Genomic DNA, 13,450 nt, shown 5'->3' with positions numbered 1-13,450 from the left:
GACCCGCACCGCCTCCGCCCCGCCGCCCGTACCGCCCGGCGCCGCCCACACCAGCACGCCGGCGGCCGCCGCGAGCACGCCGGCCGCGGCCGCCGGCCGCCGGGCCCCCGGGCGGCGGTCACCTTCTCGTTGTGTTCCGTGTTCCATGCCGCCGAACCTACGGACGCTGCCCGGTCCAGCACCCGGGTCGAACGGCAACCCGCACCCCTGACGAACGTCGGGGTTGACGGCGGACGGTCAGCCGGGTGTCAGACCGCTGTCAGCGCCCCTTGCCACGGTGGGCGTCGCCCCGCCTACTCCCCGATGCACTGCCCGATGCACTCCCCCACGCCCCCCAACGAAGGAGAAGCTCGCATGCGGTCCTCCGGACTCGGCGCGGTCGTCGCGGCCCTGGCCCTCGCGACGACGCCCGCACTGATCCCGCCCGCCGCGGCCGCCGCCCCGGCGGCCTGCGCCTGGACCCCCACCCTGCTGCCGCGGCCGGCGGGCATCGACAGCGCCGCCGTCACCGCGGCCGACAGCCAGGGCGGATTCGCCGGCGACGGCGACGTCTGGGGCCCGTGGGGTTCCTCCTCCCACCACGCCCTGCGGTGGCGCGACGGCCAGGTCACCGTCTACGCCGATCCGCCGGGCATGACCGACCCGTCGGTGGCGGGGGTGAACCGGGGCGGCACGGTCGTCGGTCACGCGCAGACGCTCACGGCCGGGGACCACGCGTTCCGCTCCCGCGACGGCAAACTGGAGGCGCTGCCGGAACCGGCGGGCGCCCAGGAGTCGTGGGCGACCGGGATCAACGACAACGGCGACATCGTGGGGCACGTCGGCACCCACTTCCAGGAGGACGTCATGAGCTACACCGTGCACACGGCGGTGCTCTGGCCCGCCTCCGCGCCCGGCACCGTCGTCAAGCTCTCCGCCGGCCTGCCCACCACCGGCCAGACCAAGGCGAAGGGCATCGACCAGGACGGCACCGTCCTGATCGAGCACTACCCGAAGCGGACCGACGCGTTCACCGCCACGTCGCTGCGCCTGTGGCGGGCCGGGACCGCCCGTACGCTGACGCCGCCGGCCGGCATGGACAGGGTCGAGGGCGCCGCGATCTCCAACGGCCGGGTCGCGGGGCGCGCCACCCCGGGCGACGCCGAGGGCATCGGCGTGCTGTGGGAGCAGAACGGCACCCCCTTGCGGCTCGGCACGAGCTGGCGCGCCGGCTCGGTCAACCGCTCCGGGCAGGTCACGGGCTCGCTCCCCGACCTGGCCAACGGGGTGTGGCAACTCACCCGCCTCGTCGCCACGTTGAAGGGGAGCCTGGGGGTGAACGTCTCGGCGGACGACGGTTCCGTGGCCGGCTGGAGCCGCACCTCCGACGACGCCGGCAGGGGTGAGCCCACGGTCTGGCGCTGCCGCTGACCCCCACTCGGGCCGGCGCCCGGGCCCCCGCGGAGTGCCGGGACACGTGCCGGGCGGCGGATCTCGTCCTACCGGTCGCGCGCGCCGCACCCGCGTGGCAGCATTCTGTGACCGGTTCGACGGGGGTACGGGCCGGTCGAGGGGGCTGAGGGGCTTGCCGGAACCACCGATGCGGCCGTTGGGGATCCAGGGGATCGAAGCGCTGTACCAGGACTGCCGCGGCCGGGTGCAGGACGCGCGCGCGGAGGGCGAACACGGGCTGCCCGTCCTGGTGCTGGCCGGCGGGCCGGGCAGCGGCAAGACCGCGGCCCTGGAGTGGCTGGGCTATCTGGGCTCGCACCGGCCGCACGCCTTCTACGACTTCGGCTCGGCCGCGCCACGGCGGCCCCACGAGGTCGCCGGCCGGCTGGCCTACGGGCTCTCGCACCGCTTCGCGCGCCAGCCCGCGCTCCTCTTCCCCCGGCTCACCCTCGGCCTGGTCGTGGTGGACCCCGGCCTCTCCCTCGACGCGAACGACTCCCGCAAGGCCGGCCAGCAACTGCGCCGCGCGCTGCAGGACGCGCACGACCGCACGGCGGTGGCGGACCGCGCCGCCGACGTGGCGGGGCTGCTGCAGGACCTGAACCTGATCCAGATACCCGGCGTCGGGTTGCTGGCCGGCCTGATCCGCCATCCGCCGCGGCTGCCGCTCGGCCTGGCCCGGCGCACCGGGCTCGCCTGGTACGCAGGACCGCACACACCGCTGCACGAACTCGTCGCCCTCAACCAGCTCAGCAAGTCCCAGGCCGAGGCCGACCGGGCCGCGGTGGACCGGCGGCTGTGCGCGGCGTTCCTGGCGGATCTGCGGGGCGAGTACGCCCGGCGGCGGCGCGACCGCAACTGCGTGGTGCTGCTGGACAACATCGACGCGGCCGGCGGCCGGGGCTTCCTGGACCTGCTGATCCAGCTGCGGGACGCCGCCACCGCGCCCGACCCGCTGCTGGCCGTCGCCACCGCCTCCGACGCCGGGAAGGTGCCGGGGCCGTTCGCGCGCGGCCCGGCCGGGGTGGCCATCCACTCGCCCGAGCGAGCCTCGTACGCCGACTGGGAGCAGGCCATTCCGCAACCGCCGCCGGACGCGTCCTGGCGCTGGTACTGCGTGCGGCTGCGCGACCTGACCGCCGGCGAGGTCGCCCAGCTCGGTGCCCAGGTGGCCGCGCGCCTGCCGGAGGCGCCCCCGCTGGTCCACCACCTCACGCGCGGACATCCGTGGAGCGCGCACCGGTTGCTCGAGGCGGCGGGGCGCGGGGTGGGGCGCGGGGATCCCGAGATGCTGCTGCGCGGCCTGTTGTCGGAGCCCGCGCCGGGGAGCGACGAGGCGCCCGCGGAGATGTCGCTCGGCAGCGCCGTGCTGGAGCACCTGCTCCAGGATCTGACGGACAATCAGCGGGCGGCGCTCGTGACGTGCGGCGCGGCCCGCGAGTTCGACTCGGCGTGCGACTCCGGGCTCCTGGACACCTTCTCCATCCACACCCGCAACACCCTGGCCCGCGACATGGGCACCCGGCTGTGGCTGGTGGATCCCGTCCCCCAGGACGCGGAGGTGCGCGGCGGGCGCGGCTCGGGCTATCTGGAGCGCTCCCACCCGCGGCCGCTGCCCGGCAGGCCGGTCCTGCATCCGTGGCTGCGCCTGCTGCTGTGCCGCGAACTGGCCCGCTCGCCGCGGCAGTGGGAGGAGGTGCACGGACGGCTGCGGGACTGGCACCTGCTGCGGGGCCATCCGATCGACGCGCACTACCACGCCCTCGCCCTGGGGCGGCTGGACGACGTCACCGATCACCTCGGCGCCGGCCTGCTGGAGACGCCCGACACCGACGCCTGGCTGTACGAGCTGTACGCGGTCACCGCCGCACCCCTGCGGGAGCCGGTCGTGCCGGAGGTGTCGGCGACCCTGCGGGCGGACCAGCTCGCCGAGGAGCTGGCGCCGCGCTCGTTCGCGCGACACCGGGCCCTGACCGTGCTGGTGGCCGCGCTGTGGCTGGCGGCCGACCCGCGCAACCGGCTGCCGGGGGCGCGGCCCGAGCTCAACCTCACGATCAGTTCGATGTTCCAGGATCTGGCCATGCGCTCCGTTCCCCCGCGGGTGGGGCTCAGGCACGAGGCCGCGAAGTACATGTGACCCGCATCCGACGCCTGGGGCGACGCCTCCGGCCGGCAAGGAGCCGAGATCATGCCTGTGAACCCCGGTCCCGACGAACTGCGCCCGTGGTGGAGGGGGTGGGCGGGCCTCGGTGCGCTCGTCCTCGTCCTCGCCCTCCTGGCCGGGGGCGCCTGGTGGCTGTTGCGGCCGTCGGCGCAGAAGGACACGTGCTCGCCGGGGACGCCGGACCTGGTGTGGCGGGGGTCGGGGGCGGAGCGGGAGTGCGTCGGCGTCATGAACGAGACCGCGTACTCCTTCGACCCGCAGCTCAGGGACATCACGGAGCGGATCGCCAAGGAGAACCGGCGGGTCCGCGACCAGTGGGAGAAGCCGGGCAGCGGCCGCAGCCGGGTCCCGTACGTCAAGGTCGCCCTGCTGACGCCGATGACCACGAGCGACAGCAGCGCCCTGCCCATCGAGGAGATCAGGACCAGCCTGGAGGGCGCCTACACCGCGCAGTGCCGCGCCAACGGCTGTCCGGGGCTGTCGGCGGCGGCCTCCACCGGCATCCACGGCAAGCGGCCCCAGGTCCAGCTGATCCTGGCCAGCGAGGGCAGGAACCAGGCCCACTGGCGGCCGGTGGTCGAGCAGTTGGCCGGTCTGACCAAGGGCAGACATCCGCTGGTGGCGGTGGCCGGGCTGGGGGTGAGCATTCCCGAGACCCAGGACGCCGCGGTCGAGCTCAGCAAGCGGAAGATCCCGGCCATCGGCGCCGTCCTGACCGCCACCAACCTCGACGCCGAGCGCCTGTTCAAGGTCTCGCCGTCCAACACCGACTACGCCAGGGCGCTCAGGCAGCACCTGGACAAGCTGCCCGCCGAACAGCGCCGCGGATACCTGGTGTTCGACAGCAGGGACGACAACTTCGTACAGACCATGCGCAAGGCGTACGACGAGGTGTTCGCCGACTACATCGACAAGCGGCGGGTCTCCTTCGTCGGAGCCGCCGGCCGGAAGCACGAAGGGGTGCCCAAGCTCTTCTTCAACGCCGTCAACAACATCTGCCTGACCAAGTCCGAGCTGGTCTTCTACGCCGGACGCGGCCGTGACCTGGCCGATCTCGTACGGGCGCTGTCCACGCGCGGCCAGTGCGGGCACGACAAGCCGATCACGATCGCCGCGGGCTCGACGGGGGCCGTGCAGCAGGCGGACGAGGTGATGGGGCTGCTCAAGGACAACAGGATCACCATCCTCGAGGCGTCCGCGACCGACTCCGAGCGATGGATCAAGGGCGTCCACGCACCGAGCGGGTTCAAGCCCTTCTACCAGAGCTTCCAGGACCTCAAGTTCCCCGACTCCGCGCTGAGCGACGGCTACGCCATCATGCATCACGACGCGGTGCTGACGGCCGTCTGGGCGACGCGGATCGTCACGGCCCAGACGGGCCGTGAGAACCCGGACGTGCAGGACGTGTTCAACCAGATCACCAATCTCCACGACGCCGGCCGGGTGCCCGCCGCCGGTGGCGAGCTGAGCTTCGACGACGCCTCCGCCGGCTGGCCGCACAACAAACCGGTGCCGATGATCCAGGTGCCGGCGGCGGGCGGCACCCCGCCGCCGCCCTACCGCACTCCCTGACGGGGTGCCGCGACGCGGTGCGGGCGGCCGGGGAGACGCAGGTCACATCCGTCCATGTCACAGGGGATGGGGCTGCCTCGTCCCAGGTGTGTAGCCACTGACGACCACGGAGGAGCACACCATGGACGCACGACTGAACTACTTCGCCAGCCCGGCCGTCGGCAAGGTCCTCAAGCACCTTCGGGCGGCGGGCCAGGTGGTCAAGGAGTCGCCGCTGCCGGCCGCGACGCAGGAGCTGGTGGCGCTGCGCGTGAGCCAGATCAACGGCTGCGCCTTCTGCATCGACATGCACACCAAGGATGCCGTCGCTGCCGGCGAGACCCCGGTGCGGCTGCACCTGGTGGCGGCGTGGCGGGAGGCCACGGTCTTCACCGAGGCCGAGCGGGCCGCGCTGGAGCTGGCGGAGGAGGGAACCCGGGTCGCGGACGCGGCCGGTGGGGTCAGCGACGAGGTGTGGGCCCGTGCCGCCCGGCACTACGACGAGGAGCAGCTCACCGCCCTGACGGTCCTCATCTCGTTCATGAACATGGCGAACCGGATGAATATCATCGCCCAGCAGCCGGCCGGCGACTACGTCCCCGGGCAGTTCCACTGAACGACATCGGCAGCAACAGGCTCGGGGGCCGGCCGTCGGCCTCCGGGCTCCGGGATCCGGGCCGCCGGTGGCGGGAGTGAGGAGGGAAGTCGGCGTGAGCAAGGTCGAGGACTTCGAGGAGCTGCGGCCGCTGCTGTTCTCGATCGCCTACCGGATCCTGGGCAGCGTGAGCGAGGCCGAGGACGCGGTGCAGGAGACGTGGCTGCGCTTCGACGGCTCGGCGACGCTGCCCACGTCGACCAAGGCGTTTCTGTCGACGACCGTGACCCGGATCTCCATCGATGTGCTGCGTTCCGCCCGGGTGCGCCGGGAGGAGTACGTCGGGCCGTGGTTTCCCGAGCCGCTGCTGAGCGATCCGTACCAGGACCCGGCGCGGGCGGTGGAGCTGGCCGATTCGGTGTCGATGGCGGCGCTGCTCCTGCTGGAGCGGCTCAGCCCGCTGGAGCGGGCGGTGTTCTTGCTGCGGGAGGTGTTCGCCTTCGGGTTCGACGAGATCGCCACGGCGGTGGAGCGCTCGGAGGCGGCCTGCCGGCAGCTGCTGGTACGGGCGCGCCGGCACATGGACGCCGGGCGGCCACGGTTCGCGGCGGACCGTCAGGAGCGGCGGGAACTGGCGACGCGGTTCTTCGACGCGCTGAAGAACGGCGACGTGGGCGGGCTGCAGGAGCTGCTGGCCGCCGACGTACAGCTGGTCGGGGACGGCGGCGGCAAGGCCCCACAGCTGGCCAGGACCATCATGGGCGCGCAGAACGTGGCCCGGCTGCTGGGCACGGCCTTCCCCTGGCTGATCCGGATCGACGTGACACTCGAACCGCACGAGATCAACGGCCAGCCCGGCGCGATCCTCCGCGACCGGGACGGCAAGGTGCTCCAGATCCTGGTCCTGGAGGTGCTCGACGGCCGGATCCAGAACATTCGCGGGGTGAGCAATCCCGACAAGCTCGGCCACATCGGGCCGGTCGGCGACGCCTGGGCCGTAGACCGCGAGGTGAAGCGGACCCGCCGCCAGGTGACCACCTGACCCCGGCCATGACGCAGGCCGAGCCCTGGCCTAAGGCTGCCGTGGCGCGGGTCGGAGGAAGAACGTGCAGACCCCGAAGCAGAGGAAACCGAGGAACGCCAGGGTCATGATGGCCATCATGACCCCGACCGGTGGGGCCGATCCGTGCCGGTCGTGATTGGTGTACATGGCGGCGGCGGCCGTTGCCGCCGTGCAGGCACAGAAGGTGGCGCCGGACAGCCACCGGACGCCGGACCTGGGCACGGAAAGACGGACCCCGACCGCAGGCCAGCGGTGCACGAAGAAGCCTGCGGCGCCCCAGGCCACGAGCAGGGCCAAGAAGACGCTCAGGACCACCCTGACAAGAACGGGCGTGTGTCCGGGGAACGTGACGTGCAGGTACTCCTCCATGGGACCTTGCAGATTGACGAAGGCGATCAGGGGAAAGAACTGGCTCAGCATGCGGCGTGCGTACGTGGCCAGAGAACTGGCGGAGAAGAGCGATTCGAGCAGCAGGACGATGAAGAGGGTGAGCAGCAAGGCGGAAAGGGCGAGCGCTGTGCCGGACAGGAGACCGCCCAGCAGGGCCTTGTAGGCATCGCCGGACGCCGCGACCACCGAGCCGTACGCAACGGCGGTGATGCTGAGCGAGAAGAAGGAGGAGATTCCGACGGTGAGGACTTCTTCGATCTCCCGCTCGTCGGGGCCGCCTTGCCGGTCCCTCGGCAGGGACGGAATGACGATCACGGCGGTGAAGGCGAAGCCCGCCAGGATGGCCGCGAAGTTCGAGTAGAGCGTCAGCGCGTCGCGGAGGGCGGACGGATCCGCCGATAAGGAAGCGGGCAACGGTGCGAGCACACACGCATGGTCGACGCCGGCTTCCGCGTGCGGCGGGGGAACCACCAAAGCTTCACACACTCACCGAACCACTGACGGCGACAAGGAGCCTGCCGGCGAGGTCGCCCACGCCTAGGCAGGCGGAGACGGCGGGGGTGCGCAGGTGGGTGCGCGCATACGCTGACCGGTGTGATCAGTGTCGTGCACACCAAACACGGCTTGCTCAGCGCCGGGCAGCCGGGTCGACGGTGGTCCTGTCACGGTCCAGGGTGACGAGGCCACTGACGATCTGAGTGCTCCAGTCGTGGTCTAGTCCGTGATACCGGGGGCACGAACGGTGGTAATGCAGGTTTCCACTCATCGAGTATCCCAAACCTGCGAGATAGGCCCGAATGTCGCCCCGCTTTCCCAGCTCACCGGCAAGGATTCTGTCGCGCTTGGCGATGAACTCGCTCTCGTTCTGGTTGATGAGATCGCACGTCTTGTCGACGGCCCCCTGCAGCGATAGTCCCTCCTTGACGTGGAAAACCCATACGCAGCTCAGCATCTCTCCCTCATAGTATTCCTTGCGGAAGGAGAAAAGATCATTCACCAGGGCGAGGGAGAGGGCAACGTTATCGACGAGGCTGGCGAGTTCGGGGTGGGTGGAGAGATCCTCGGTCAGGTCGATCCCCAAGGTAAATTCAGTATGCGCTCCCATCCAGTAGCCGTATACCGCGACCGGGCGTAGGCGAAGGTAGCTTTCTACGTCCAAGACTCTCCCCTGGGCTTCAGCCTTCACCTCCTCGACGCCCGCTGCCAGCGTCCGTTCGTTGATAGCGATGTAGCGCTCCCTCAACCCTTCGGGCATGAGAGCCAGTACGGGCTCGAGGGTTCCCTGGAAGGCCGAACGAACCATGGCCACATCTGGGGCATCGGGGACGGCGGGGGCATCGGACGCTTCGAAGGGAGCGGGGGGTAGGCCCTGAAGGGCGGCGCTGAGCTGCTGCCGAAATTTATCGATGCCCTCGACCCGGGACGAGAGAGCATAGAAGGTATATGTGGCATCCATGAGATCACTGGTCCACATGTGATTGGCCAGCGTCTGCATTCGGCCCTCCAGAGCGTCTGGATGACACAAGCACGCCCAATAGTCAACGCGATGGTTCAGATGGCGGTTAAGCTCGTCCGCGTTCCCCCTCCAGTACTTCAGAAGAGCCGGACGGGACTTGCTGGTTGCTTCTCGGCAGATTTCGTCTGCCCGAGGGTGCGCCTTGACCGGGAGCCTCGTCTGGATATCAGGAAGGTAGTATTGCGTTCCAGGAGGCAGTCTGACCTGACTGACGTTCATACGAGAACCCCCTGGTTCCGTATCTGGGTATTGAATTCTGAAAGTCACCACTGCGAACGCGCTAATCCGGTGTACCGCCACGTCCCCGCGTCGTCGTGGCGGTGCATAGCCAGCGCGAGGAGCGGTGGAATGCGGGCGGGTGGTGGAGATGCGAGGCGGCTGAAGGCCCTCCTCAGCAGGTTCTGGTCCACCACCGAGTGTCCTGCGCGGGCCCCGGAATCTTCTGCGTTCCCGGGGCCCGCGGGTCATCGACTTCGGTGACAGTGCACCGGGGAGGCTCTTCGCGGGGTGCCGGCTGGTGGCGGAGAGGCCATCACCAGCTGGTGATGGCCTCTCCGTTGTGCGGGCCACCGACGCACATGTACATCGGGGGAACCCAGAAGATCTGTCGGATGCGCCCACCGGTGTTGACACACTGCTGGGCGCTGACCAGCACCTGCGGACCATCGTCGGCGCTGTCGGCATGCGCAGGCGAGGCGAGCACGGCGCCTGCGCCGCTGAGCAGAATGGTCGCCGCGAGCATGCCTAAGGCGCGGTGGAACCTGTTCATGGCTGAGCCTTCCCGGTGGAAGAGCGTCACCACGGCGGGCGCCTGGTGACGGGATCCCGGGCGGCCAGTGGTGTAACTCCCACCGGAGATCCGGAAGATGTCTATCCGTACCGTGATCAGGCGAACGCCCGGCAGCCGGCGCACTGTTGCGTGCCACGCCACACCGTCACCCACACGCTCCCCCACATGCCCCCGTACGCGGTGTTCTCTGCCGGCAGTCGCGCACGTCCCCACCGCCCGGCCCCTGCCGGCCTCCCAGCGCTGACCGGTCTCTGGAGCAACAACGGCTCCTGGCTACCAGGAGAGCCCGCAAGCCGGTCCACCCGGCTCCAGAGCCCGGCGAGCCTGCCAGGACTGCACTGGCACGACGGCCGACGTCGGCGGAGGACCCGCCGGAGGCACAGGTTGATCTCGGGGCACTCAGGTGCCGTGCACCTTAACTTCACCCTTCTTCGCGAAGCCACCCTCGATCAGGAACTCCCCGAGCTTTTCACGATGATCTCCCTGCAACTGGACGACCTGCTCACCCTCTGCCGTCTCCACGATGGTTCCGTTGCAGTCGAATTGCTTTTTGAGGAGCTTGAGCATCTTTTGCGGATCAACGCCACGAGGCAGCCCTTCAAGAGTAGTCAGGGTTTTCCTGCCGCCCCGTTGCAGGATTCGCACGTGGAAGACCCTTTCCGCCGCGGCCCCCTGTTCGCCGGATTCCAGGGGTGAGTCGCCGCTCTTGAAGTCACTAGCTGACACAGTTTCAGGCTCCCTTGGTAGGAAAACAGCAATCAGCTGTTCACGCGACAATCCCCGTGCCCACGGTTCCCCAAACCTGGACACCAGCTTGGGCGCATCAAGCGGAACCTCTGCGGCAAGCGCGTTGACCTTGAATCCCTTCTCGGCCAGCGTCTGGGCGTACAGGAGGGTGAGGGCGTTGAGAGCGGCCGTCGACGACCGGTAGGCGGCCGCACCGCCCCTGCCGGTGGCGAACGGAGAGTTCGGGCGGTCAGCAGGGCGCGGATGCATCCGCCCCGGGCAGCCCCACCGGTCGGAGGCCGCAGCGATCCCGGTGTAGTAGCGGGCCAGGCGCTCGGTGCTGGGCAGGCTTGCGGGGGCCACTTGCCGGGCTGCGGCGAGTGCGGCAGAGGGGTCGTCAGTTCCCCCATCCCGGCCGTGTCACCGGCCCGTGCTGCGATGTAGGCGGCGGACTGAATCAGCAGGCCGCGCTCGGCGATGCGGCCACACCACAGCCGGACGGCTCCGCACCGCGCCGGGTATCCGTTGATGGACAGTCAGTGGTGGGTACGGCCCTGGACTCCCTGGACCATGAAGGTACTGATCTCTGTGGACATGGAAGGCATCTCGGGGTTAGTGCATCCCACCGAGACGAATCCGGGTGGCCACGACTACGAGCGCGGGCGGGCGTTGATGACGGCCGAAGCGAACGCCGTGATAGCCGGCGTCCTGGACGCCGAAGCCGCAGCTGTGGTGTGGGTCGCCGACGCGCACGGGTCTTTCCGTAACCTGCTGCCGGAGGCACTCGACCGACGGGCTCATCTGGTGCGTGGCAAGCCCCGTCCTCTCGGCATGCTCGGTGGGCTCGACGACGACACCGACGCGGTGATGTTGATCGGCTACCACGCCCGCGCCGGTGGCGGCCCGGCAGCGCTGGCGCACACCATGAGCGACGGCATCCTCGACGTGCGCGTGGCCGGACGTTCCCTGGGCGAGATCGGTCTCAACGCCGCCATGGCCGGGCACCTGGGCGTACCGGTCGTGCTGCTCAGTGGCGACGACAGCGCCTGCGCCGAACTGTGTGAGCTGGTCCCGTCGGCGGTCACGGTCGCGGTCAAACAAGCGCTCGGCCAGGCCGCCGCCATCGCCTTGCACCCCGAGGAAGCCAGGGAGCGCCTGCGCCTGGCGGCCGCCGAAGCCATCACGCGGCGTGCACGGATCTCGCCGCTGACCCTCGCCGGGCCGCTTGATGTCGAGGTCGACCTCTACAGCCCGGCGACGGTCGACCTGGCAACACTCGTACCGGGCGTCTCACGCGCCGAGGGCGCCCGCACGGTCACGTTCACGGCCGCCGACTTCGCCGACGCCTACCGGCTCGTGCTGCTGCTCGTACAGCTCGCCGGCATCAAGCCCGGCTAGGCATGGGGTGCGCGTCGACGCAACGGCGAAGGCGCCCACCCCCGACGTGCCGGGGTGGGCGCCTTCGCTGGGCTAGCTGACGGGCGGGGTTACTTCTGGGCGTCCCCGGCCTGCTGCAGCTCGGTCTCCTGCTTCATGCGGGCGACCTTGCCGCGCACCAGGAACCAGCCGCCGACGAGCGCTGCCACGATGATCGGCAGGCACAGGACGGTGGTGCGGCTCGCGCCCTCGTCGGCCGCCATCAGGCCCAGCACGCCGGCCAGGAAGACCAGGGTGATGATCTGGGTGTACGGGGCCCAGGGGAGGCGGTAGCCGGGGCGGGTGACGCGGCCGTCCTGCGAGCGCTTCCAGAAGAGGAGCGAGCAGACCATGATCATGCCCCAGGTGCCGATGATGCCGATCGCGGCGAAGTTCAGCACGATCTCGAAGGCGTCGGCCGGGACCACGAAGTTCAGGCCCACACCCAGCACACAGAAGAAGGCGGTGAGCAGGATGCCGCCGTAGGGCACCTGGCCCTTGTTCATGCGGCCGGTGAAGCCGGGCGCGGAGCCCGACATGGCCATCGAGCGCAGGATGCGGCCGGTGGAGTAGAGGCCGGAGTTCAGGCTCGAGAGCGCCGCGGTGAGGACGACGAGGTTCATCACGCCGGCCGCGTACGGCACACCGATCTTGGACAGGACGGTGACGAAGGGGCTCTGGTCGCCGGTGAAGGCGGTGTACGGCAGCAGCAGCGCGAGCAGGATGACCGAGCCGACGTAGAAGAGACCCACACGCCACATGATCGAGTTGATCGCCTTCGGCATGATCTTCTCGGGGTTCTTGGTCTCACCCGCGGCGACACCGCACAGCTCGACCGAGGCGTAGGCGAAGACGACACCCTGGATGACCAGCAGCATCGGCATCACGCCGGTCGGGAAGACGCCGCCGTTGTCCATGATGTTCGACAGACCCGGGGTGGAGCCGCCGACGTCGTGCTGGGTGACCAGCAGGAAGATGCCGATGAACATGAAGAGGACGAGTGCGCCGACCTTGATGATCGCGAACCAGAACTCCATCTCGCCGAAGTACTTCACCGAGATCAGGTTCACGGCGAGCACGACCGCGAGGGCGATCAGCGCGAGCACCCACTGCGGGATGTCGCTGAACATTCCCCAGTAGTGGGTATAGGTGGCGACCGCCGTGATGTCGGCGATACCGGTGGTGGCCCAGTTCAGGAAGTAGAGCCAGCCGGCGGTGAAGGCACCCTTCTCGCCCATGAACTCACGGGCGTACGAGACGAACGCGCCGGAGGAGGGGCGGTAGAGCACCAGCTCACCGAGCGCCCTGACCACGAAGAAGGCGAAGATTCCGCAGACCGCGTAGGCGATGAAGAGGGAGGGACCGGCGTTCGCGAGGCGCCCACCGGCGCCGAGGAAGAGTCCGGTTCCGATCGCTCCACCGATGGCGATCATGTTGACGTGGCGGGACTTGAGGTCCTTGCTGTAGCCCGCGTCACCCGCGTCGACGTGCTGTGACGTCGACGCCGGGGCGGTTACGCCGGGCTCGGTGTCGGCCGCAGTAAGGGTGCGGTCACTCATGTATGTCTTCGCCTTCTTTGGAGGGGGTGCAGGACCGGGCCGCACGACGGTGTTGCGGGAGATCTCCCCGCGCGCAGGCGGACGGGCTCACGGCATGCGTGAGCGGCTGCCCTGAGGCGTGGGGGGATCGTCGACGAGGACCCGGTACCCGGGCGGGCTGGCGACGCCTGTGCCCGGGATGGTTTCGGGAAGGTGGACCGGTGAACCGGCGGGCTCCGTATCCCTTCGACGGCCTTGGGGGAGGCCAGG

At 69.9% G+C, this 13,450-nt stretch carries 11 protein-coding genes and 1 pseudogene; 6 read left to right on the top strand and 6 right to left on the bottom strand.

Annotated elements, in window-relative coordinates:
- Positions 1 to 354: 354 nt before the first annotated feature.
- From ABZ956_RS26995 to ABZ956_RS26975, 5 genes are all read left to right on the top strand, one after another.
- Positions 355 to 1,410, top strand: a complete 1,056-nt coding sequence (locus ABZ956_RS26995) for a hypothetical protein (RefSeq protein ID WP_361898851.1) — start codon at positions 355 to 357, stop codon at positions 1,408 to 1,410.
- Positions 1,411 to 1,579: 169 nt separating this feature from the next.
- Positions 1,580 to 3,568, top strand: a complete 1,989-nt coding sequence (locus tag ABZ956_RS26990) for a hypothetical protein (RefSeq protein WP_361898900.1) — start codon at positions 1,580 to 1,582, stop codon at positions 3,566 to 3,568.
- A gap of 51 nt (positions 3,569 to 3,619) precedes the next feature.
- On the top strand, positions 3,620 to 5,167 hold the full coding sequence (locus ABZ956_RS26985; RefSeq protein WP_361898848.1) for a hypothetical protein: 1,548 nt from the start codon (positions 3,620 to 3,622) through the stop codon (positions 5,165 to 5,167).
- Between the two features lie 121 nt (positions 5,168 to 5,288).
- A complete protein-coding gene (locus ABZ956_RS26980; RefSeq protein WP_361898845.1) occupies positions 5,289 to 5,762 on the top strand; it encodes a carboxymuconolactone decarboxylase family protein in 474 nt (157 codons plus the stop codon).
- Between the two features lie 94 nt (positions 5,763 to 5,856).
- Entirely contained in the window at positions 5,857 to 6,783 is a 927-nt protein-coding gene (locus ABZ956_RS26975; RefSeq protein ID WP_361898842.1) for an RNA polymerase sigma-70 factor, read from the top strand.
- 30 nt (positions 6,784 to 6,813) lie between these two features.
- Here the strand turns inward: ABZ956_RS26975 and ABZ956_RS26970 are convergent, their stop codons facing one another.
- The 5 genes and pseudogenes from ABZ956_RS26970 to ABZ956_RS26950 all read right to left on the bottom strand — a co-directional run.
- A complete protein-coding gene (locus ABZ956_RS26970; protein WP_361898839.1) occupies positions 6,814 to 7,608 on the bottom strand; it encodes a hypothetical protein in 795 nt (264 codons plus the stop codon).
- Between the two features lie 214 nt (positions 7,609 to 7,822).
- Entirely contained in the window at positions 7,823 to 8,689 is an 867-nt protein-coding gene (locus ABZ956_RS26965; protein WP_361898836.1) for a terpene synthase family protein, read from the bottom strand.
- 553 nt (positions 8,690 to 9,242) lie between these two features.
- A complete protein-coding gene (locus tag ABZ956_RS26960; RefSeq protein ID WP_361898833.1) occupies positions 9,243 to 9,512 on the bottom strand; it encodes a hypothetical protein in 270 nt (89 codons plus the stop codon).
- Positions 9,513 to 9,899: 387 nt separating this feature from the next.
- Positions 9,900 to 10,145 carry an SUI1 family translation initiation factor gene (locus tag ABZ956_RS26955; protein WP_361898897.1) on the bottom strand — a complete coding sequence of 82 codons (246 nt, stop codon included), beginning with the start codon at positions 10,143 to 10,145 and terminating at the stop codon, positions 9,900 to 9,902.
- Positions 10,146 to 10,340: 195 nt separating this feature from the next.
- A pseudogene (locus tag ABZ956_RS26950) lies at positions 10,341 to 10,472 on the bottom strand (short-chain dehydrogenase); the annotation flags it as partial.
- A 324-nt stretch (positions 10,473 to 10,796) separates the two neighbouring features.
- On the opposite strand from ABZ956_RS26950, the gene ABZ956_RS26945 reads away from it, so the two are divergent.
- A complete protein-coding gene (locus tag ABZ956_RS26945) occupies positions 10,797 to 11,624 on the top strand; it encodes a M55 family metallopeptidase (protein WP_361898830.1) in 828 nt (275 codons plus the stop codon).
- 89 nt (positions 11,625 to 11,713) lie between these two features.
- Here the strand turns inward: ABZ956_RS26945 and ABZ956_RS26940 are convergent, their stop codons facing one another.
- Positions 11,714 to 13,201 (bottom strand): amino acid permease, encoded by a 1,488-nt coding sequence (locus ABZ956_RS26940; RefSeq protein ID WP_361898827.1) that lies wholly within the window; start codon positions 13,199 to 13,201, stop codon positions 11,714 to 11,716.
- Positions 13,202 to 13,450: the final 249 nt, after the last annotated feature.

The sequence above is a fragment of the Streptomyces sp. NPDC046261 genome (assembly GCF_040646235.1).
Taxonomy (GTDB): domain Bacteria; phylum Actinomycetota; class Actinomycetes; order Streptomycetales; family Streptomycetaceae; genus Streptomyces.
Note: the sequence above shows the minus strand (reverse complement) of the source record. Positions and strands in the feature narration are given on the sequence as shown.